Consider the following 20,702-nt stretch of genomic DNA (forward strand, 5'->3'; position numbering starts at 1 on the left):
GCTCGGGTCCCAACGACCTCGATGGCCTCCGAGGGAAGGAACACTAGCCGCCTCGCGCATCGACGTTCGCCGGTTCGGAGAATCGTGCTCACAACGATTGTCGTACGCCCGTCAGATCAGGCCATGACGCATGGCGTAGGCGACGGCATGGCAGCGGTTGCGGAGTTGATAGCGGTTCTGGATGTCGTGCAGGACCTGCTTGACCGTGCGCGGTGAGTAGGCCACCTTGGCCGCGATCTCGGCGGTGTCGAACCCCTCGGCGACCAGCCGCAGCACCTCGACCTCCCGGTCAGTGAGGTCGTTGAAGTTCAGCCCGCGCGGTCCCAGGACCTGCCGTTGCACACGGCCGACCCGACCGAGCAGTCCTCCCAACAGATCCGGCGGTACCGCCCCTTCTCCCGCCGCGGCCGACTTGACCACGGTGACCAGCCGTTCAGGGGTGGCCTCCCCGCGCCGAACCACCCCGACCACACCGGCCTCCGCCACCGACACGAGGTCGGACTCATCGATCTGCGCGGTGACGAGTACCAGCCGAGCCGCGCTCGCCTGAGCCACGGATCGCAGGACCCGCAGGCTGTCGTCGGACACCGCGCCAGTGACCACCAAGGCGACCTTCGCCTGGTCCAACTCCGCATCAGCCAGTACCTCCACCTCCGGCCGGGGCCTGAGCGCCCCGGCCACACCGACCTGCGAGATGGGATCGTCCGCGCGAACGCAGACGGGAATGCGCTCCATCCGTGCTCCTCCCCAGCGCATTGACACCAACGAGGACATGGCGTCTCGCGAACAACTCTGCGGACCGCGCTGTGCGTGGACTGAACATGGACCTAACGCCCGTGCGCGTTCCCACGACGAGCGCTCAGGGCGGCCCCCGGGGCGGCCGAGTCGCGCGGAAGTGCGCCCGTTCGTCGGTTGCCGCCGGGCGCGCGCTCCCAGCGTCGCCGTGTGACCGTCCTCGACCGGCCTGGTCCACCGACCGAGGCGCGGTCCCGCCACGTCACATCGGATCCACAGCCAGGCCACCGAGGCGTTCCCCGTTGACGATCAGTTCGGCTCGCAGCATGCCGTCCCGCACGCCGTAGGCACGGGAGTTGACGGCAGGCGCTACCACTGCTTGGTCTGAGGGCCTGATGGCCCGGCCCTCAGACCTGCCGCGTACAGAAGGTCAGTCCTCGCCCAGGTATGCCTTGCGAACGGATTCGTCGTGCAGGAGATCCTGCCCGGTGCCGGACAGTACGATCCTGCCGACCTCCATGACGTGGCCGTGGTCGGCGAGGGCGAGCGCGGCTTGGGCGTTCTGCTCGACGAGCAGGATCGTGGTGCCCTGTGCCTTGAGTTCGGCGACGGTGTCCATGATCTTCTGCATCATGATCGGGGACAGGCCCATGGACGGCTCGTCGAGCATCAGCAGTTCGGGCCGTGACATCAGTGCGCGTCCCATCGCCAGCATCTGCTGCTCCCCGCCCGACAGGGTGCCCGCGGCTTGCTTTCGCCGCTCCCCGAGGATGGGAAAGCGCTCGTAGGCGTGCTGGACGTCCTTTTCGATGCCTTCGTGATCCTTGCGCAGGTAGGCGCCGAGGCGCAGGTTGTCCTCGATCGTCATCCTGGGGAAGATGTGCCGCCCCTCGGGGGAGTGGGCCAGCCCCAGTTCCACGATCTTGTGTGCGGGGACCTTGTCGAGTGGCTTGCCCTTGAACCTGATGTGGCCGCCGACCGGTTTCAAAAGTCCGCTCAGCGTGCGCAGCGTTGTTGTCTTGCCTGCACCGTTGATGCCGATGAGGGTGACCACTTGGCCTGCCTCGACGCTGAACGAGATGCCTTTGACGGCTTCGATCCTGCCGTAGGCGACCCGCAGGTCCTCGACTTCGAGAAGAGCGGTCACCGGTCTTCCTCCTCGCTGGTGGCTCCGTCGGCGGCGGCTTCGGCGGCCTGGACTTCGGCGACTTCCTCGCTGCCCGGTGCGCCGTCGTAGGGGGTGCCGAGGTAGGCGGAGATGACGCGCTCATCGCTCTGCACGACTGCCGGGGTGCCCTCGACGAGTTTCTCGCCTTGGACGAGGCAGGCGACGCGGTCGCACAGGCTGAAGATGAAGCGCATGTCGTGTTCGATGACGAGGACGGCGATGCCCTGGTCGCGGATGGCGAAGACCAACTCCTGGGTGGCTCTGGTCTCCTGGGGGTTCATGCCCGCCGTGGGCTCGTCGAGCAGCAGCACGCCGGGGTCGCCGGCGAGGGCTCGGGCGATCTCCAACTTGCGCTGCTCGCCGTAGGGAAGGTTGCGGCTGAGCCGGTCGGCCTTGGCGGCGAGGCCGACGAAGTCCAGGATCTCCATGGCCCGCGTCCGCGCTTCCGCTTCGGCGCGCCGGTAGCCGGGGCCGCGCAGGAGGGCGGAGATGAGGCCTTCCTTGGTGCGGGTGTGGCGGCCGACGAGGACGTTCTCCAGGACCGTCATGTTGCTGAAGAGCCGGATGTTCTGGAAGGTGCGCGAGATTCCGGCCTGGGTGACCTTGTAGGGCTTGGGCGGCAGGACGGTGCCCTTGTAGGTGACTTGGCCTTCGGTGGGGACGTACAGGCCGGTCAGGCAGTTGAAAAAGGTGGTCTTGCCGGCGCCGTTGGGTCCGATGAGTCCGACGATCTCGCCGCTGCCGACGGTGAGGTCGACGTTGCGTACGGCGGTGAGACCGCCGAAGCGCATGATCACGCCTTTGGCTTCCAGGAGCGTGGTGCTCGCGGCGGGCTCCGGCGCCGTGCTGTTTTCGGTGAGTGTGGTGGTCATCGCTTTCACGCCTTCGCCTTCGTGAGGCCGGCTTCTTCGGTGGTCTGAAGGATGGGCTGTTCGGCTTCGTGGAACTCCAGTTGACGTCGGCGGCTGGCGATGAGGCCTTCCGGCCGGAAGCGCATCAACAGGATCAGGGCGACACCGAAGGCGAGGAGTTGGTAGTCGTTGAGGAACTGGAGTTTGGCCGGGATGAGGTAGAGCAGGGCCGCGCCGACGAGCGGACCGCTGACCGTCCCCATGCCGCCGAGGACGACGGCGGCGAGCAGGAAGGCGGAGTTGGGCGGCACCGAGCCGGCGAACTGGTACGGATCGGGCACCACGCTGAAGGCCATGTGCGCCTGGACCATTCCGGCCAGTCCGGCGAGTCCGGCGCCGAGGGCGAACGCGAGGAGCTTGAAGCGGAAGCCGTTGATACCCATCGCGAGAGCGGCGGTCTCGTCCTCCCGGATGGCGATCCAAGCACGGCCGATGCGGGAGTCGCTGGCACGGGTGAAGACGAGCACCACGATCGCCGTGAACAGCAGCATCAGAAGGAAGTAGTTGGAGAAGCGGCCGAGGGTGAAGCCGCCGAGCGAGTGCGACTTGCCGAGGTCGATCCCGAAGACGGAGATGTCGGGGATGTTGGGAATGCCGTTGGGGCCGCCGGTGACGTTCGGGCCGGTGACGCCGTCGAAGTTGGAGACGGCGATCCGGAAGATCTCTCCGAAGCCGAGGGTCACGATGGCGAGGTAGTCCCCGCGCAACCGGAGGGTCGGGGCGCCGATGAGCAGGCCGAAGACCATGGACGCCACGGCACCGGTGAGGGCGGCCGCCCACCAGGGGAACACGATGTGGAGGGAGGAGGTGGCGGCGCCGGACACCAGCGCCGCGGTGTAGGCGCCGACGCCGAGGAAGGCGACATAGCCGAGGTCGAGAAGGCCGGCGAGGCCGACGACGATGTTGAGGCCCAGGGCGACGGTGGCGAAGATCAGTACGTTGACGCCGATGCTGGTGTACTGGTCGCTGCTCTGGGTGAAGGGGAAGGCGGCTGCCGCGGCGAACGCGCCGATGGCGGTGACGGAGCGGTGCCGTGCGGTGATGGCGGACAACTGGTCGGTCAGGCCCGCGGAGTACAGGGCCCAGGCACCGAAGACAACGGTGATCAGGAAGCCGACGAACAACTCGCCGTAGCCGGTGTCGATGCCGTAGGTGAACAGGCCGAGGCCGACGGCGAGCACGGCGGCGATGATCAGGATCTCGGCGTAGGCGGGCAGCGGCCGGGTCGGCTTGATGCTCGGGTGGTTTTTGATGTGCCGCCACAGGGCGCTGCCGCGGCTCGTAGCGCTGCCGGGCTCACCCTCGATAGGCAGGCCGAGCGCCCCTGCTACCGGTACGAGGGCCGCGATACCGGCGATCCATCCGCCGACCGTGAGGTTGACCAGGCCGCCGAGTTCGACGCTGATCGCGCCGAGGGTGAACCAGGTGACGGCGAGGCCACCGACGGCCAGCAGCAGTTCGGCGGAGCTGCTGCCCGCTGGGTTGAGCCGGCGCAGTCCACGGATGCCGTGGCCTGCGAGGCCGAAGACGGCGGTGAGTACACCGGCGGCGAAGGTGAGCCACTGCAGGCCGCCGGGGTAGCCGTCGACGGTGAGGTCGCCGGGGAAGGCGGAGGTCCAGGTCCAGGACAGGAAGGCGGAGGCGGCGGTGAGGGCGCCGCCGATGATGATGAGGGCCCGCGCGGTGGTGATGGGAATGGGCAGGATGGCTCGGTGAACCGCGGACCGTGTGGTCTCTGTGGTGGTGGTCATGGTGATCACGCCCTGTCCGCGACGCGCTCGCCGAGCAGGCCCTGAGGCCGCAACAGCAGTACGAGGATGAGGAGGACGAAGGCTCAGACGTCCTGCCAGGCGCCTCCGCCGAAGTGGCTCATGCCGGGGATGTGCTGGATGTAGGTGGCGGCCAGGGATTCGGCGACACCGAGAACGAGACCGCCGAGCATGGCGCCGTAGATGTTGCCGATGCCGCCAAGGACGGCGGCGGTGAAGGCCTTCAGACCCGCGATGAAGCCCATGCGGAAGTCCACTTGGCCGTAGCGCAGGCCATGGGAGACTCCGGCGATGGCGGCGAATGCCGCACCGATGGCGAACGCGATGACGATGATGCGTTCGGTGTCGATGCCCATCAGCCTCGCGGTGTCCGGATCCTGGGCGGTTGCCTGCATGGCGCGGCCGGTGCGGGTGCGCATGACGAAGGTGGCCAGGAAGACCATCGACAGGGGAGCGGCGACGATCAGGAAGATGTCCGCAGGCTGGATCGTGACGGCTCCGAGGTGGAAGCCGCTTCCGCCGAACTGCGGGAAGAGCCGCTCCTTCTTGGCGCCCGGGTAGAAGGCCCAGACGAGTTGCTGGAGCGTCAGTGAGACGCCGATGGCGGTGATGAGGGGCGCTAGGCGAGGCGCGTTGCGCAGCGGCCGGTAGGCGAACCGCTCGGTGATCACCGCGACCGCGATGGAGACGATCATTCCGCCGATGATCATCAGCGGCAGGGCTATCCACAGGCTGGTGCCGTTGGGGAGTATGTACGTGTAGATGGTGAGGGCCCCGAAGGCCCCGGTCATGAAGATCTCGCCGTGGGCGAAGTTGATGAGTTTGATGATGCCGTAGACCATCGTGTAACCGACGGCGATCAGCCCGTACATCGAGCCGAGCAACAGGCCGTTCACCAACTGTTGCGGCAGTTCGTGCACCGCAGGGCCTCCGTGTCGTTTCGTTCCCGGATCTCGGGATCATGAGGCTTGGTTGTGGTTGTGCCCCCGATACGAGCGTGCGGAGGAACTGACCGTTCAGCTCCTCCGCACGGTCGCGTGCAAATCTGGTGGCCGAGCGGGGTCAGCCGTTGAAGGTGCCCGACTTCACCGCCGCCCACTGACCGTTCTTGACGGCGTACACGGTGAGTTGCTTGTTGGTGGCATCGCCGTACTGGTCGAAGGCGACCTGGCCGGTCACTCCGTCGAAGGAGACCTTCGACATGGCGGCCTCCACCGCGGCGCGCGGGTTGGACGGCAGCTTGCCGCCGTTGCCGCTGACCACGGCCTTGACGGCTTCGATGATCGCCCAGGCACTGTCGTAGGAGTAGCCGCCGTAGGCCGCGTAGGGGTCCGAGTAGCCGGCTGCCTTGTAGTCGGCGACGAACTTCTTCGCCGAGTCGAGGGTCTCCACGGGTTGGCCGACCGAGGTGGCCAGGTCGCCGTTGGCCTGCGAGCCGGCCAGCTTGATGTAGGTCGGGTCGTAGATGCCGTCGCCGCCCATCAGCGGGATGTTGGCGCCGCCGCTCTTGAGCTGGGCGCTGAGCGGACCGGCCTCCGGGTACTGGCCGCCGTAGTAGACGATGTCGGCGCCCGAGGACTTGATGCGGGCGACGATGCTGGAGAAGTCCTTCTGCCCGCCGCTGACGTGGTCCTGGCCGACGACTGCGCCGCCGAGCTTGGTGAACTCGGTCTTGAAAGTTCCGACGAGGCCGACGCCGTAGGTCAGCTTGTCGTCGACGAGGAAGACCTTCTTCTTGCCTGCTGTGTTGTAGGCGTAGTCGGCGGCGAACGGGCCCTGGATGGCGTCGGTGGTCGCGGTGCGGAAGTACGACTTGAACTGTCGGACCTTCTTGCCCGTGGGCCAGTCGGCCCCCTGGGTGAGGCTCGGGTTGGTGTTGGCGGGGGAGACCTCGGTGAGGTTCGCCTCGTCGAACACCTTCTGCATGGACTGGGCGACGCTGGAGTTGAGCGGGCCTACGGCGCCGACGACACTGCTGTCGGCCACGAGCTTGGTGGCGTTCTGCTGGCCCGAGGAGGGCTGCGCCTGGTCGTCGAGGGCTTCGATCTTGAAGGTGACGCCGGGAACCTCGTTGTTCTTGTTGGCGTTCTTGGTCGCGAGGTCGACGGAGTTCTTGATGCCCTGGCCCAGGGCGGACAGCGGGCCGGTGAGCGGAGCGTCGACTCCGATGACCACGGTGGTGTTGCCGTTGGCACTGCTACCGCCTCCGCCGTTTCGCGATCCGCAGGCGGTGAGGGTGAGGGCCCCGGTGGTGAGCACGGAGGTCAGTATCAGCAAGGAACGGTGTCGCACGATCAGTCCTTTCCCCTGGCACGGCCGTCTCTGATGAGACACCGAGTCGCGCGCTTCGACCGGCATGGGCTCGGAATCGGGGGGCGCGGTAACTGGCGGTGAATCTAAGCCGCGGGTTCAAGGTCCGGCAGAGGCGGATGCATACTGTGATTGTCTCGTTATGACGAGATGAAAATCAGACATTGTCCGCGCATCTTTGTGGCGGTATGTCCGCCTTGATTGGCATCTGCACTGCAAGAACACGCAGGTCAATCAACGATGCGTAAGGCTTTGCAGTCATGTCTGGAAATGCGCGCCCAAGTGTGTTGGGCGGGGTCTGGTAGCGATGGTGCTCGGAATGGAGCCCCATCTGTGCACAGCCCGGGTGTTGCGCAGCGTCACGTCGAGTGTGGTGCTGGTGGATCACTGCCCGATGTGCCAACGAGGTTCCCCTGGGCGAGGCGTCAGGACTCGTTGCCGACAGACGCGTTGAGCGTCAGCACGGCGAGGTAGCGGCGGTGGACGTCCTCGCGGTCGGCTTGTTCCGGTACCGATTCGGTGCTCACCCGCTCGATCATCTCGGCCTGGGAGACGAGGACTTGGCGCTGTTCGGGGGATGTGGTCTCCGTCATGATCTCGGCGAGAGCGTCGAGTTGCCGGATCAGGATGGCCGGCATGCCACGACCTGCCTGCCGGATCTTCTCGAACGCGCGCTGGACGAGTCGCTCGTAGCCGACTGGTACGGCCATTACCCGGATGTAGCCGGCCTCATCGCGGTGGACCGGGTTGGGCTGCCACCGGGCCGCGATCCGGCACAGGCCTTCCCCGAGCCAGTCGATGCAGGTCAGGGCCGTGAAGGTGTCATTCACCGCGGGGGAGAGCGCACGGATGGCGATCTCGACCAACTGGTCGACCGCGAAGGCGATGTCCTGGGTGAGGGTCCGGGCGGGGCCCGTGATGTGCGCCTGGGCGAAGGTGCGCGCCACCTCGGGCGCCGCCTCGGGTGGCCAGACGGTGGCCAGCTGGTGTCCCTGGACCAGGAAGTGTCCGGGACGGTTTTCCAGACGGATGACTGCCTGGAGTTCGGTGGCGATGTGCACCAGTGTCCTGTGCCGGACGAACTGCAGATAGCCGCTGGCCGGTGCCAGCACCGGGCCGCCGCAGTCGTCCAACCGGGCGTGCAGCTCTGCGGCGGACGGCCCGCGTTCGACCCCGCCCGCCCACTCGGGTTCTCCCGCGCCGGTTTCGATCGCCTCGGACAGATCGGCGGCGATGCTCGCGATCACGTGCGGCAGCTGGATGGAGGTGGTGATGTGATGGATGAAGTAGATCAGCACCGCCAGGTCGGTCAGCACCAGTGCCATGCAGACCGTGATGGACAGGTGTGGCACGAAGTCGCCGTGCGGGCCCGGGCTGATGGCGACGAGGGCGAGGATCGCGTACACGAACGTGGCGACGAAGGTCCCCAGCGTCAGCTGGGTGGTGCGGTCGCGGATGAAGGTGCGCAGCATCCGCGGTCCGAACTGGGTGGAGGCCAGCGTCAGGGTCACGATCATGATTGAGAACACCACGCCGACGACGGTGATCAGGGCCGCCGCGATCGCGGCGAGGATCTGCCGAGCGGCGTCCGCTGTGCCGCTGATGACCCACGAGGGCAGCTCCAGTGAGCCCCGGTACGCCGCCCAGTCCAGCGCCCAGGTACCGAGGAAGAGTCCGGTCGCGAGGGCGACCTCCACAGTGGGCACCAGCCACAGGTTCGTCCGCAGCGCCTCCCTGCGCCACTGTGACTCGATGTGGACCCGGCGTATCACGTTGCCCACCACCAGCGGCTGATCAGGCTTTCGGGCTCACCCATTCCACTTTACGTGTCGGCGCGGGGCGCAGTCGCGGTCACCCTGGACCACGGTGGTAACCACGGAGTGTCACTCCTGCCCTTCGATGATCGTCCGGACCGATCGGATGGCCGCGCGTGGTCTCGGCAGCCTTGGTGGAGAGCCTCCGACCGGCCTGGCCCTCGTCGGCGCCATGGTTCTCGTTTCCGCCGTCCTCGTGCTGATCGACAGAGGAGTGGAAGGCGCGTTGCCTGCGGATTCGGTGGGCCTGGAGGTCTGTGACTGTGGTCGCAGCGGACGGTCCGGTGATATCCGGAGGCGATGGTTGCGTGGGGTGTGGTCGGCCTCGAAGTACGCATAACGGCACCGGGCGGCGTGGTCAGCTCGCGCAGCAGCGCGATGACGGTGGACAGGCGTGTCGCGGGATCGTCCCGGACGCCGTGTGCCTGAAGGTCAGGACCAGCGCCGCGCCGCTGGATCCGTCCGCTGAGGGCGGCAATCATGGACGTGGTGCCCGCATTCTCCTCCGGGAGCGAGGCCAGAGCCGACACGAACTCGCTGTGCGTCTTGATACTCGGTCAGGCCCCAGCGGGGACGGCGATCGGGTGCTGGTCATGAACGTCTGCGCCGGCGATCCGATCGACGACGGCCCGGATGGCCGCGTGTACGTCCTGGGCAGCGATGAACAGTGCCATGGTGTCGAGTTGAGTGCCGTTGTGAGTGATGAGCACCCTGTCCTCCCCGATGCCGTAGCCGAATCCTCCTCCGCCGCCGAGGGCGGTGGCATCCAGGTGCTCCAGCGCGTTGCGTACCCGGGTCACCGGCGCGACCTGCCTGTCGAAGTTGGCCATGGCCTGGCGCAAGGGGCCAGCGGGCAGTGCGCTCCCGCGCATTGGTTCGCACACCCTCTGCGGCCGCCGCAGCGAGAGCAGGAAGAAGTCGACATCGCTCAGGCCGCAGGTGATGTCCGCACGGGGCACGAATGTCAGCCCGGTACGAATGGGAGGCTCGGCAGAACGCGACGATGCGTTCGCACTGTTGCCCACGATGTTGTTGGCGCTGGGCAAGGCGGTGGTCCCGACCACTATGCCCATGTCGGTGTCCAGGTCTCGGCGTCAGAGTGGTCGAACTGCCCGGAGCAGAGGTGGTCGCGGAGCGCGACAAGTGTCGGGTGCGGGTTGGCGCGGTGCCATACCAGTGAGTGCGGGTAGACCGGTGCCGGGTCGCGCACGGAGATCCGCCGCAGGCCGTGGTCGGCGGGCCAGACGAGGCGTGTCTGCTCGCCGACGAAGGTCGCCAGTGACCGGGAGCCGGCGATGGTGTCCAGCAGGGGCTCGGTGCCGAAGTCGGGGCCGGTGATCTCGATGGTGAGCCCGAACGCGGCGGCGAGGGCATCGTAGTAGGCGGCCCACTCGGTTCCCGGAACGATGCCGGGCATCCAGATCCGGTGCCCGACAAGCTCGGTGGGCGTGACCGCGCGGGCGGCGGCGAGTTCGTGGGCCGGTCCAGTGAGAAGCTGGACGGGCTCGTCGAAGGCCCGGGCGACCCCGATGTCGTCGGGGAGCTGCCGGCCGGGCATGGTGACGGCGCGGAAGGACGCGTCGATCGTGCCGGAGCGGATAGCGTCGATGGCCGCGTCGGCGTCGAAGAGGGTCACGACATCAAGTTCGACCTCGGGGTGCGCGCGATGGAAGTCGCCCAGCAGCGCAGCCGGGGCGAGTCGTCGGCCGATCACGTCGACGCGCAGCGCGCGGCGGCCGGGACGAACGGAGGCGACTGCCCGCTCTTCGGCCCGTAGGAGGTCGCGGGCGTGGGGCAGGAACGCCTGCCCGTCGATGGTGAGCTTCGCTCCGCGCGCGGTCCGGGTGAACAGCCGCACGCCGAGGATCTTCTCCAGCGTGGCGATGCGTTTGGAGACGGCCTGCTGGGTGATCGACAATTCGGCGGCAGCGTCTTGGAACCGCCCCGCGTCCGCGGCGGCCACGAAGGTGCGCACAGCTGCGAGATCCACGCCGACCAGGGTATCGACACAACGAATGGTTGTGCTTGCATGGCGGATCGGTTGTTTGATCTCGCCATCTACAACTCGCTTTGATGCCGATGGTCAGCGTGTGGTTGTTCAGATCGGCGAGAGGTGCGTTGGGTATGACGGGTAGGCGGGCGCTGGGGCGGCGGTTCGGGTGGCTGTGGGCGGCGTATGCCGTCAGCTCATACGGCACATGGCTCGGGTTCGGTGCGTTCTCCTTGATCGCGATCCGCGTGCTGCACTCCGGGCCGACCCAGGTGGCGGCGCTGTCTGCCGCGGGGCGGGCAGTGGGGGCCGTGGTGGCGGTGCCGCTCGGTCCGTGGGTGGAGTTCCGCCGTAAGCGGTCGGTCATGGTGGCGATGGACCTGACCCGGTTCGCGGCGTTGATGAGCGTCCCCGCCGCGTTCGCGCTCGGCTGGCTCAGCTTCGCCCAGCTCCTCGTCGTCTCCGTCGTCGTCGCCGCGGCCAACATCGCCTTCAACGCGGCCAGCGGTGCGTATCTGAAGGCGCTGGTGCCGCCGGAGGACCTGCTCGTCGCGAACGGCCGGTTCGAGTCCACGGCGTGGACCTCGTCTGTGGTCGGACCACCGCTCGGCGGGGCCGCGATCGGGCTGCTCGGCCCGATGACGACCGTGCTGGCCGATGCGGTCAGCTACCTGCTCTCGGCGCTCGGCATCCGCGCCATCGGCGGGACGGAACCGCGCCCCGCGCGGACCGGTGCACCGCGGCTGCGGGCAGGCGATCTGCTCGAAGGATGGCGCCACATCCTCACCCACCCCGCGCTGCGCCCGCTGTTCTTCAACACGATCGTGGTCAACGGCCTGATCATGGCCTCCGAGCCGCTGCTCGCCGTACTCCTGCTGGGCCGCCTAGGGTTCGCACCCTGGCAGTACGGTCTCGTGTTCGCGGCCCCTTGCGTCGGTGGTCTCGTCGGCTCACGCCTGGCGCGCCGACTCGTGGCGCGGTTCGGGCAGCACAAGGTGATGCTCACCGCCGGGGTGCTGCGTGCGTGCTGGCCTGTCGGATTGGCGTTCGTCCGGCCCGGTGTCCCCGGGATCGTACTCATCATCGCGGTCCAACTCGGCCTGGTGACCTGCTGCGGTGTGTTCAGCCCAGTGCTGGCCACCTACCGGCTCGACCACACCGACCCCGACCGGGTCGCCCGCACCCTGTCCGCGTGGTCGGTCAGCAGCAGCGCCACCATCGCGGCCCTGACCGCCGTGTGGGGTTTGCTCGCCGCCATCACCAGCCCCCGCACCGCGATCGCGGTCGCAGGAGTCCTCCTCCTAACCACCCCGCTGCTGCTCCCGCGCCGCGAGAACGCGCCCCAGAACACAAGGGAACAGGCCGCGAGCCTCACATGACACGCCGCAGCTCGACACTGTTCCCTGAAGTCCGGCCTCGGGGATCAATGGAACCGTGGTTGGCGCTGAGATTGATCTTGGTCGTCCAGCGCAGGGGCGGCACACCGCGTCGGGTTTCCCCGGAGGATCGTTGGTCGCTGGCGAGGGCCCGGCTACCGTCCGCCGAGTGCCGGATGGCCGCGCTCTCGACGACGTTCGAGCCAGCCTTGCCGACCGACGAGCCAGCCTTGCCGACGTTCGAGCCAGCCTTGCCGAAGAGGGTGAAGAACCTCTCGTTCCGCGGCTGTATCCGTAGGCCCATGGGAAATCCTCCTGGCCCGCCGGCATCGCCGTACGCGGCGCATCACCGCTTCGGGAGGAGCTTGTCCGTCCACAGCGGACCACAAAAAACAAAGGCAAGGAGGTTGCCCACTCCTTGCCACTCTCAACATATAGCGCACCGGGGGCCTTGCGGCAAGACCCGGCTCGTGCTGCAGAATCTCCAGCCGAAGCCAGAGCCTGCGGAAATCATGGATTCGCGAAGTACATGTGATTTTGACGGTGTATGGGTCTCACGGGACGCGATCCGTCGGTGGGACTCGCGGTGCGGTTGCGGGCACTCGGCGCGGAGGTGCGGGTGCGCGCGCCGCCGGACTGCGCGGAGCAGCTGGCGAAACGCAACTTTGTTGAATGGGGGGTCTGATGATTGACGTGATCATTGCCGGCGGTGGGCCGACCGGCATGATGCTGGCCAGCGAGTTGCGGCTGCACGGCGTGCATGTGCTCGTGCTGGAGAAGGAGGCGGAGCCGCCCAGGTATGTCCGCGCGCTCGGCCTGCACGCGCGCAGCATCGAGGTGCTGGACCAGCGCGGTCTGCTGGAGCGGTTCCTCGCGCACGGCCAGCGGTACCCGGTCGGCGGTTTCTTCGCCGGCATCAGTAAGCCGTCACCTGACCGGCTGGACACCGCACATGGGTATGTCCTCGGCATCCCGCAGACCATCACCGACCGCCTGCTGGCTGAGCGCGCCACCGAGCTTGGCGCCGAGATCCGGCGCGGCTGCGCACTCGTCGGGCTCAGCCAGGACGACCACGGGGTGACCGCCGAGCTGGCCGACGGCACGCGGCTGCGCTCGCGCTACCTCGTCGGCTGCGACGGCGGCCGCAGCATGGTGCGCAAGTTGCTCGGCGTCGGCTTCCCGGGTGAGCCCTCCAGGGTCGAGACATTGCTGGGCGAGATGGAGGTGGCCGTTTCGCCGGAGACGCTGGCCGCCGTGGTGGCCGAGGTCCGCAAGACCCAGTTGCGGTTCGGCGCCGGGCCTTTCGGAGACGGGGTGTACCGCGTCGTCGTGCCCGCCGAGGGGGTGGCAGAGGACCGCACGGTCCCGCCAACTCTTGAGGAGTTCAAGCAGCAGCTGCGGGTGATCGCCGGCACCGACTTCGGCGTGCACTCACCGCGCTGGCTGTCCCGCTTCGGCGACGCCACCCGGCAGGCCGAGCGCTACCGGGTCGGCCGGGTGCTGCTGGCCGGCGATGCGGCGCACATCCACCCGCCGACCGGCGGGCAGGGCCTCAACCTCGGCGTCCAGGACGCGTTCAACCTCGGCTGGAAACTTGCCGCCGAGGTCGGCGGACGGGCACCGGAGGGGCTGTTGGACAGCTACCACGCCGAACGGCATCCGGTGGCCGCCGACGTGCTGGACAACACCCGCGCACAGATGGAGCTGTTGTCTACTGAGCCGGGTCCCCGGGCAGTGCGCCGGCTGGTGTCGGAACTGGCGGACTTCGAGGAGGTGAACCGGTACCTGATCGAAAAGATCACCGCGATCAGGGTCCGCTACGACTTCGGCGAGGGCCATGAACTGCTCGGCCGGCGGATGCGCGACGTGGGGCTGAAGCGGGGTCGCCTCTACGAGCTGATGCACGGCGGCCGCGGGCTGCTGCTCGACCAGACCGGCCGGCTTTCGGTGGCGGGCTGGGCAGATCGAGTCGACCACGTCGTAGACGTCAGCGAGGAACTGGACGTGCCCGCGGTGCTGCTGCGGCCGGACGGCCACGTGGCGTGGGTCGGTGAAGACCAGCAGGATCTGCTCAGCCGGCTGCCAAAGTGGTTCGGCGCCGGCGTCAGCTGAGCGCGCAGTTGTGGCTCGGGAGGTCCTGCCTTGGAACGGTGCTTCTGCTGGGCGTGAACCGTCCGGCATCCTGGCCGCTGTTCGCCGTCGCCACGACGGTGGCCGGGCTCGGCTGCGGCGTCTGCTCACCCGGCCTCAACGGCACCGCCCTCGCCGCGATCGCCGCCGAGTACGCCGGACTCGGCTCCGGCATCCTCAACACCGCCCGCCAGATCGGTATGGCCGTGGGTGTCGCCCTCCTCGGATCGTTCCTGGCGCTGCCCGACGGGCGCACCGGAATGCGCCTCGGGGCGGCTGCGGTGGCCGCGTGCTTCGCGGTGAGGACGGCGTTGACGCTGCGATATGTGGGGCGTGCCGGCGAGTAACCGGGCACCGGCGGCCGTGCCTCGCTCTGCCGTCACGTCATCGCAGGCAGCGCGATCCGCAGCCGTACCCCCGGCGCCAGGGGTTCGGCGGTCACCGTGCCGCCGTGGCTCTCCGCGATCTGCCGCACGATCGAGAGCCCCAGACCGGAACCGGGCATGGCCCGCGCGGCGGGCGAGCGGTAGAAGCGGTCGAAGACGTACGGCAGGTCGGCCTCAGGGATCCCCGGTCCCTCGTCGGCCACCGAGACCGTCCCACGCGACTCCACCCGCACCACCACCCGGCCACCGGCCGGGCTCCACTTGACCGCGTTGTCGACCAGGTTGCCGATCGCCCGTTCCACCGCGTCGGGATCGACGTGCACCAGGCACTCCTCAAGTTCGGTGCGGAACTCTACGCGCGCGGTGCGCCTCGTGGCCCGTTCCACCACCTGCTCGGCCAGCAGGTCGAGCCGGGCGTCCTGGGTGTGCAGCCGGGCCTGGCCGTAACGGGCCAGGTCCACCAGGTCGTTGACCAGTCCGGCGAGCTCCCCGGCCTGCCGGCGGGCGTCGGAGACCAGCACCGGCGCCTCCGGATCGGCCAGTCCCGCGCCGTCCGCCAGCAGTTCCAGGTTGGTGGTCAGGCTGGTCAGCGGGGTACGCAACTCGTGCGAGGCGTCGGCCACCAGGCGACGCTGGGTGGTTACCGAGTCGTCCAGGGCCGACATCATCGTGGCGAACGCCCCCGCGAGCCGGGCGATCTCGTCCCGGCCGCGTGCCTCGACCACCGTGCTCAGGTCTCCGGTCGCGGTGACGTGTTCGACGGACTCGGTCAGCCGCCGGACCGGGCCCAGCACGCGGCCCGCGGCGAGCCGCGCCCCCGCCGCGGCCAGCAGCATCCCACCCACCACGATCCCGGCCAGCAGTATCCGCAACTGCCTCAGGGTGTCGCCCACTTCGGACTCGGGGACGGCGGCGCGAACCACCACCCCGGCGTACTGCGCGAGCGGTGCGGTGTACACGCGGTAGCGCACGCCGTCGTACGCCGCGTCGCTGAAGTACGCCGCATGGCGGCCGTCGGCCACCTCGGTGTCGGTCTGGGAGACCGCCAGGAAGCCGTCAGTGGGCCCGACCGAGACCGGCGGCAGCAGGAACTGCAAGCTCGTTCCGCCCACTTGGATCACCTTGGCGGGGATGGCCGGAACCGCGGTGCCCACGCCGGCGGCCGGGAGCGGACTGGTGGGGACCGCGGCCCGGCCGCCTTCGACGGCGGTCTTGCCGGTGGCGAAGGCGCCGAGCAGTTTGGGTGCCTGGTTGGCGGCGGCGACCAGCGCGGCGTCGTGCTGGGAGGTCAACTGCGCGCCCAGCACCGGGTAGATCACCAACGACGCGAGCAGCAACACAGCGAGGACCACCGCCCCGCCGGCCAATGCCACCCGGTTACGCAGGCTCATGGTTCTTCCCGCAGCACATAGCCGAGCCCCCGGACCGTCTGGATCACCCGGGGCTCACCGCCCCCCTCCAGTTTGGCACGCAGATAACTCATGTACACCCACAAGGAGTTGGACGACGGCCCGAAGTCGAAGCCCCAGACGGAGTCGAATATCAGGGTCCTGCTGAGCACCCGGCGCGGGTTGCGCAAGAACAGCTCCAGCAAGGCGTATTCCGTGCGGGTGAGGTCCAGGACGCGGTCACCGCGGCGCGCCCGGCACGCAGCGGTGTCCAGTTCGATGTCGGCGAAGGCGAGGAGTTCCCGGTCGGCTCCGCTGCGCCGCAGCAGCGCCCGGAGCCTGGCCCGCAGTTCGTCCAGGGCGAACGGCTTGACGAGGTAGTCGTCTGCTCCCGCGTCGAGCCCGGCGACCCGGTCCTCCACCAGGTCGCGGGCGGTCAACATGAGGATCGGCGTGCGGTCGCCGCGCCCACGCAACCGACGGCAGACTTCAAGACCGTTGGGGGCCGGCATCAGGATGTCGAGCACGATCGCGTCGTGCCGCACGCGGTTCAGTTGCTCCAGGGCCGAGTTGCCGTCTGCGGCCTTGGAGACCTCGAAGCCGTCCCTGCCGAGGGCGTGGGCCAGCGAACGCCGGACGTCCTCATCATCATCGACTACCAGTACGCGCATAGATGAACGTTCTCTCACCAACATGAGAGCCGTTCTCATGGAACGGCTGGAACGGCTGGAGCGACGGGACGGGCTGCAACGGCCGGAACAACTGGAACGACTGCAACGGCCGGAACGCCGGGAACAGCCGAAACGCTGGGAACGCCGAGAGCACCAAGAACGCGCGGAACACAGGGGTATGGAACGTGCCGGGTCCGTGCGCAGCACGGACCCGGCACTGGTTCGGCGTCAGCCGCGGCCGCGCACCGCGCCCGGCAGCGGGACCATCTGACCGGGCCGGGTGACGACGACGGAGCCGCCGCCCTGGCCGTGACCACCGACAGCGCACCACACGGTGGTGCTCCTGTCGCCGTTGGTCGCCTTGATCGGGGTCACTGTCTTGCCCGGCTTGGCGCCCTTGATCGGTCCGCTGACGGGCGTTCCCTTGATCGGGATCACTGTCTTCCCCGGCTTGGCACCCTCGACCGGCCCGCTAACCGGCGTTCCCTTGATCGGGTTCACTGTCTTGCCGGGCTTGGCGCCCTTGATCGGTCCGCTGACGGGCGTTCCCTTGATCGGGTTCACTGTCTTGCCGGGCTTGGCGCCCTTGATCGGTCCGCTGACGGGCGTTCCCTTGATCGGGTTCACTGTCTTGCCGGGCTTGGCGCCCTTGATCGGCCCGCTGACCGGCGTTCCCTTGATCGGGATCACCGTCTTCCCCGGCTTGGCACCCTGGACCGGCCCGCTAACCGGCCCGCAGGGCAGAACGCCCTTCCCCGGCGCCGCGGTGACGGTCCGGGCGTGAGCCGGCGTCGCCGCCATCGCCATCGTGGTCCCGGCAACCCCCGTCGCCAATGCGAGGGCCGAGCCCACCGCCATACGCATCGTGAAACGCATGCGCATTCTCCTTCGGTCTGTGAGTCGTATGGCGCCGCCGAACGATCCTTTCGGCGCCTGGCCCTCACAAAACCGCGTCAACCTCATGAGAACTCTCGCGCAACCTTACGATCGCCTTAGTGATCAAACCCCCGAGGCCCCCGAGGCGGAGATGCGCCCGCACGTGTCAGTCGGCTCGCACAATGGTCGCGAGTACGTCGTTGAACGCCTCGGTCGAGGTGGGGTGGGTGTGGACGGCGTCGTGCCGAAGGCGGGTGCTGAGGGGGCCGTAGCGTGCGTAGTAGGTGATCTCGGTCGGGTCGGTGATGCTGCGGCGCAGTGGTCGAACACCTGGCGGCCCGCGTCACGAGCGCGCTCATCCTCTACAGCACCAATGTCGTGCTCTCCATCGTGACACCTGAAGCCGGAGGAACCTGGAGCCGATACGGGCGCGATGGCTTCGCCCGTGATCCGCCCGACAGTGCCTATGCTTCCGCCGTGAACGTCACCACACATGGCATACGGATCAGACCAGGCAGCCTGGCCGACGCACCGGCCATTCTGGACATGCTCGACTCCGCGGTGGCCTGGATGAACGGTCGCGGCAACACCGAGCAGTGGGGCACGACACCGTATTCGCAGAAGCCCGGCGGGGTGGCGCGGGTCGAGCGGTACACGACCGAAAACGCCCCGTACATCGCGGAGTTGGACGGAAAGCCTGTCGGAGCCCTGGTATTGGACTCCGGGCCAAGCCCGCAGATGCCGATCGCGCCGGTCGAGGAACCCGAGCGGTACGTCCGGCTGCTGGTCTCCGACCGACGGTACGCCGGGCTGGGCATCGGGGCGGCGCTGCTGGCCCATGCCGCCGAGGAGACTCGCCGGGCCGGTGTGGAACTGCTGCGGGTCGACTGCTGGGCGGGCGGCGGGGGCGAACTGGTCGCGTTCTACGAGCGCAACGGCTTCAACCCCACCGACCGCTTTCTGTCCGGGGACTGGCCGGGGCAGGCGCTGGCCCGGCGGGTCGGCTGACGGCGCGGGCGGGGCATCCGATCGCCGAACCGCCTCAACGCGCTCTTCGACGTCCGGTCTGGGCAGAGGCGCAGTGGGCGAGTCTCGGGGCAGGCACCCGCGCACCTTTGTCAGGTAGCCGCACAACGCATCCATCTCCGTGGGGCCCGCCGGATCCGACCGCGACTCCAGCGGCGAGTACGGCACCCCCTCACGGATCGTTGCGCATGGTCTTCCCGTAACAGCAGACCCATCACCCGGTCCCGCTCCCAGTCGCCCAGCCGGTGAAGGTCGTCCTGGCCCGCGAGTTGATCCATGAATGACGGGCGGGCTCGCAATCGCGCCTCGTGGCCCCGTCCATCAGGCTTGATCGGGTGCAGACGTCCGGCCGGTCGCTGTGCCCACCACTGCCTGGAGAAGCGCGCCACCACAACGCAGGTACCAGCCTTCGGTGATGAGGCCGAAGGCCGGCGCCTTCGTCTTGAGCCGCGCGCCGAGTGTGGGGCGACTTGCGGCGGCTACGTCAGGGTCACGCTCCGATGTAGGTGTAGGCGCCGCCTGAGGCGGTTCCTCCTGGTGTGGTGACGACCACGTTCACCGTGGTGCTGGCGGTGCCTGCCGGGGTGGTGCCGGTGATGAGGATGCCGGTGTTGGAGGTGATGTTGGCTGTCGCCGTGCCGAACGTGACTGTGGCACCTGCCAGGTTCGTACCGCCGATGGTGAAGGGGGTGCCTCCGACGGAGGGCCCGCTGACCGGCTGGATCGTCACGGTTACGACCGGCGCCGCGGATAGATAGGTGAGGGTTCCGGCTGAGGCGGTTCCTCCTGGTGTGGTGACGGTCACGTTCACGGTGGTGCTGGCGGTGCCTGCCGGGATGGTGCCGGTGATGAGGGTGCCGGTGTTGGAGGTGATGGTGGCTGTCGTCGTGCCGAAGGTGACGGTGGCGCCTGTGAGGTTTGTGCCGGCGATGGTGAAGGTGCCGCCGCCTGCCGCCAGGCTGGTCGTGGGTTGCACGGTAACGGTTACGACTGGCGCTGCGGGCAGGTAGGTGAGGGTTCCGGCTGAGGTGGTTCCTCCTGGTGTGGTGACGGTCACGTTCACGGTGGTGCTGGCGGTGCCTGCTGGGATGGTGCCGGTGATGAGGGTGTCGGTGTTGGCGGTGATGGTGGCTGTCGTTGTGCCGAAGGTGACGGTGGCGCCTGTGAGGTTCGTGCCGACGATGGTGAAGGTGCCGCCGCCTGCCGCCAGGCTGGTCGTGGGTTGCACGGTAACGGTTACGACTGGCGCTGCGGGCAGGTAGGTGAGGGTTCCGGCTGAGGCGGTTCCTCCTGGTGTGGTGACGGTCACGTTCACCGTGGTGCTGGCGGTGCCTGCTGGGATGGTGCCGGTGATGAGGGTGTCGGTGTTGGCGGTGATGGTGGCTGTCGTCGTGCCGAAGGTGACGGTGGCGCCTGTGAGGTTCGTGCCGACGATGGTGAAGGTGCCGCCGCCTGCCGCCAGGCTGGTCGTGGGTTGCACGGTAACGGTCACGACCGGCGCCGCGGGCAGGTAGGTGAAGCCGCCCAGTACCGTCACGCTGCCGCCTGCGGTGGTGACGACGACCGGTACGTTGCCAGTGGCGTGTGCCGGCGTGAGGCCGATGATCTGGGTGGGGCTGATGGACAGGACGGTGGCTGATGTCCCACCGAAGGTCACCGTGCCCCCGGTGAGGTTGGTTCCGCTGATCACGAACGGGGTGCTGCCGGTGGTCGGGCCCGAGGCGGGCGTAATGCTGGTCGCTGTGGGCGGGGGTGCGCCGATGTAGGTGTAGGGCACCGTATTGCTGGTGCCGCTCGGGGTAGTGACCGTCACCTGTACGGTTCCGGTTCCGGTTCCGGGCGGTGCGATGACCTGCAATGTGAAACCCAGGAAGTCGCCGCCGACGATGGTCGCATGGCTGGTGCCGAAGAGAACCTGGGTTGCACCGTTGAGGCCCAGACCGACGAGGGTGACGAGGTTGCCTCCGGCGGCGGGGCCGAAGTTGGGCGCGTCGGCGACCAACACGGGTCCGAAAGGCCACGGCAGCGTTAGGCCTGGAAGGCCCAGGCCCGGAGCGCTCACTTGTGGGGCGGGGGCAGTCATGCTTGTTCCTCCTTGCCAGATGGCGTTGATAGCGGTCCGGCACCGGCCTTCGCGGCGCGCCCGCGAGCG

17 protein-coding genes and 1 pseudogene are annotated in these 20,702 nt (G+C 68.3%); 4 read left to right on the forward strand and 14 right to left on the reverse strand.

Annotated features, from left to right (window positions below):
- Positions 1-111: 111 nt before the first annotated feature.
- From P2L57_RS02950 to P2L57_RS02990, 9 genes and pseudogenes are all read right to left on the reverse strand, one after another.
- Positions 112-735 (reverse strand): helix-turn-helix transcriptional regulator, encoded by a 624-nt coding sequence (locus tag P2L57_RS02950; protein WP_275807730.1) that lies wholly within the window; start codon positions 733-735, stop codon positions 112-114.
- Positions 736-1,165: 430 nt separating this feature from the next.
- A complete protein-coding gene (locus tag P2L57_RS02955; protein WP_275807734.1) occupies positions 1,166-1,882 on the reverse strand; it encodes an ABC transporter ATP-binding protein in 717 nt (238 codons plus the stop codon).
- On the reverse strand, positions 1,879-2,775 hold the full coding sequence (locus P2L57_RS02960) for an ABC transporter ATP-binding protein (RefSeq protein WP_275807736.1): 897 nt from the start codon (positions 2,773-2,775) through the stop codon (positions 1,879-1,881). The genes P2L57_RS02955 and P2L57_RS02960 overlap by 4 nt, the downstream gene beginning before the upstream one ends.
- Before the next feature lie 5 nt (positions 2,776-2,780).
- A complete protein-coding gene (locus tag P2L57_RS02965) occupies positions 2,781-4,565 on the reverse strand; it encodes a branched-chain amino acid ABC transporter permease (protein WP_275807739.1) in 1,785 nt (594 codons plus the stop codon).
- 5 nt (positions 4,566-4,570) lie between these two features.
- A pseudogene (locus P2L57_RS02970) lies at positions 4,571-5,503 on the reverse strand (branched-chain amino acid ABC transporter permease).
- 142 nt (positions 5,504-5,645) lie between these two features.
- Entirely contained in the window at positions 5,646-6,875 is a 1,230-nt protein-coding gene (locus P2L57_RS02975) for a branched-chain amino acid ABC transporter substrate-binding protein (protein ID WP_275807742.1), read from the reverse strand.
- Between the two features lie 443 nt (positions 6,876-7,318).
- Entirely contained in the window at positions 7,319-8,665 is a 1,347-nt protein-coding gene (locus P2L57_RS02980) for a DUF2254 domain-containing protein (RefSeq protein ID WP_275807745.1), read from the reverse strand.
- 599 nt (positions 8,666-9,264) lie between these two features.
- On the reverse strand, positions 9,265-9,666 hold the full coding sequence (locus P2L57_RS02985) for a hypothetical protein (RefSeq protein ID WP_275807747.1): 402 nt from the start codon (positions 9,664-9,666) through the stop codon (positions 9,265-9,267).
- Positions 9,667-9,770: 104 nt separating this feature from the next.
- Positions 9,771-10,697 carry a LysR family transcriptional regulator gene (locus P2L57_RS02990; RefSeq protein ID WP_275807749.1) on the reverse strand — a complete coding sequence of 309 codons (927 nt, stop codon included), beginning with the start codon at positions 10,695-10,697 and terminating at the stop codon, positions 9,771-9,773.
- A 134-nt stretch (positions 10,698-10,831) separates the two neighbouring features.
- Between P2L57_RS02990 and P2L57_RS02995 the strand changes: the two genes are divergently transcribed.
- Entirely contained in the window at positions 10,832-12,076 is a 1,245-nt protein-coding gene (locus P2L57_RS02995; RefSeq protein ID WP_275807751.1) for an MFS transporter, read from the forward strand.
- Here P2L57_RS02995 and P2L57_RS03000 read toward each other — a convergent pair.
- Entirely contained in the window at positions 12,069-12,377 is a 309-nt protein-coding gene (locus P2L57_RS03000) for a hypothetical protein (protein WP_275807753.1), read from the reverse strand. The two genes, P2L57_RS02995 and P2L57_RS03000, sit on opposite strands and share 8 nt — an antisense overlap.
- Positions 12,378-12,757: 380 nt before the next feature.
- On the opposite strand from P2L57_RS03000, the gene rox reads away from it, so the two are divergent.
- On the forward strand, positions 12,758-14,185 hold the full coding sequence (gene rox, locus P2L57_RS03005) for a rifampin monooxygenase (RefSeq protein WP_275807756.1): 1,428 nt from the start codon (positions 12,758-12,760) through the stop codon (positions 14,183-14,185).
- Between the two features lie 53 nt (positions 14,186-14,238).
- The gene (locus tag P2L57_RS03010; RefSeq protein ID WP_275807758.1) at positions 14,239-14,550 is read left to right on the forward strand and encodes a hypothetical protein; all 312 of its coding nucleotides are present in this window, start codon (positions 14,239-14,241) and stop codon (positions 14,548-14,550) included.
- A 32-nt stretch (positions 14,551-14,582) separates the two neighbouring features.
- Here P2L57_RS03010 and P2L57_RS03015 read toward each other — a convergent pair whose 3' ends face one another.
- The 3 genes from P2L57_RS03015 to P2L57_RS03025 all read right to left on the reverse strand — a co-directional run bounded on the left by P2L57_RS03015 (position 14,583) and on the right by P2L57_RS03025 (position 17,524).
- Positions 14,583-15,980, reverse strand: coding sequence for a HAMP domain-containing sensor histidine kinase (locus P2L57_RS03015; protein ID WP_275807760.1), 1,398 nt, complete (start codon positions 15,978-15,980; stop codon positions 14,583-14,585).
- Positions 15,977-16,672 (reverse strand): response regulator transcription factor, encoded by a 696-nt coding sequence (locus tag P2L57_RS03020; RefSeq protein WP_425574824.1) that lies wholly within the window; start codon positions 16,670-16,672, stop codon positions 15,977-15,979. Before P2L57_RS03020 ends, P2L57_RS03015 begins: the two co-directional genes overlap by 4 nt.
- A 204-nt stretch (positions 16,673-16,876) precedes the next feature.
- Positions 16,877-17,524, reverse strand: coding sequence for a hypothetical protein (locus P2L57_RS03025; RefSeq protein WP_275807766.1), 648 nt, complete (start codon positions 17,522-17,524; stop codon positions 16,877-16,879).
- Positions 17,525-18,001: 477 nt separating this feature from the next.
- Here P2L57_RS03025 and P2L57_RS03030 point away from each other — a divergent pair, with 477 nt between their 5' ends.
- A complete protein-coding gene (locus P2L57_RS03030) occupies positions 18,002-18,532 on the forward strand; it encodes a GNAT family N-acetyltransferase (RefSeq protein WP_275809131.1) in 531 nt (176 codons plus the stop codon).
- A 508-nt stretch (positions 18,533-19,040) separates the two neighbouring features.
- Here P2L57_RS03030 and P2L57_RS03035 read toward each other — a convergent pair.
- Positions 19,041-20,633 (reverse strand): IPT/TIG domain-containing protein, encoded by a 1,593-nt coding sequence (locus tag P2L57_RS03035; RefSeq protein WP_275807769.1) that lies wholly within the window; start codon positions 20,631-20,633, stop codon positions 19,041-19,043.
- Positions 20,634-20,702 lie beyond the last annotated feature (69 nt).

Origin of the sequence: Streptantibioticus ferralitis, from assembly GCF_029223525.1 — a bacterium.
In the GTDB taxonomy this organism is placed as follows: domain Bacteria; phylum Actinomycetota; class Actinomycetes; order Streptomycetales; family Streptomycetaceae; genus Streptantibioticus_A; species Streptantibioticus_A ferralitis.

Bases quoted from the DNA above. Each gene is read 5' to 3' on its own strand.
- P2L57_RS02950 (WP_275807730.1), bottom strand. From the start codon at position 735: ATGGAGCGCATTCCCGTCTGCGTTCGCGCGGACGATCCCATCTCGCAG.
- P2L57_RS03000 (WP_275807753.1), bottom strand. From the start codon at position 12,377: ATGGGCCTACGGATACAGCCGCGGAACGAGAGGTTCTTCACCCTCTTC.
- P2L57_RS02960 (WP_275807736.1), bottom strand. From the start codon at position 2,775: ATGACCACCACACTCACCGAAAACAGCACGGCGCCGGAGCCCGCCGCG.
- P2L57_RS03035 (WP_275807769.1), bottom strand. From the start codon at position 20,633: ATGACTGCCCCCGCCCCACAAGTGAGCGCTCCGGGCCTGGGCCTTCCA.
- P2L57_RS02995 (WP_275807751.1), top strand. From the start codon at position 10,832: ATGACGGGTAGGCGGGCGCTGGGGCGGCGGTTCGGGTGGCTGTGGGCG.
- P2L57_RS03020 (WP_425574824.1), bottom strand. From the start codon at position 16,672: ATGTTGGTGAGAGAACGTTCATCTATGCGCGTACTGGTAGTCGATGAT.
- rox (WP_275807756.1), top strand. From the start codon at position 12,758: ATGATTGACGTGATCATTGCCGGCGGTGGGCCGACCGGCATGATGCTG.
- P2L57_RS02965 (WP_275807739.1), bottom strand. From the start codon at position 4,565: ATGACCACCACCACAGAGACCACACGGTCCGCGGTTCACCGAGCCATC.
- P2L57_RS03025 (WP_275807766.1), bottom strand. From the start codon at position 17,524: ATGCGTTTCACGATGCGTATGGCGGTGGGCTCGGCCCTCGCATTGGCG.
- P2L57_RS03015 (WP_275807760.1), bottom strand. From the start codon at position 15,980: ATGAGCCTGCGTAACCGGGTGGCATTGGCCGGCGGGGCGGTGGTCCTC.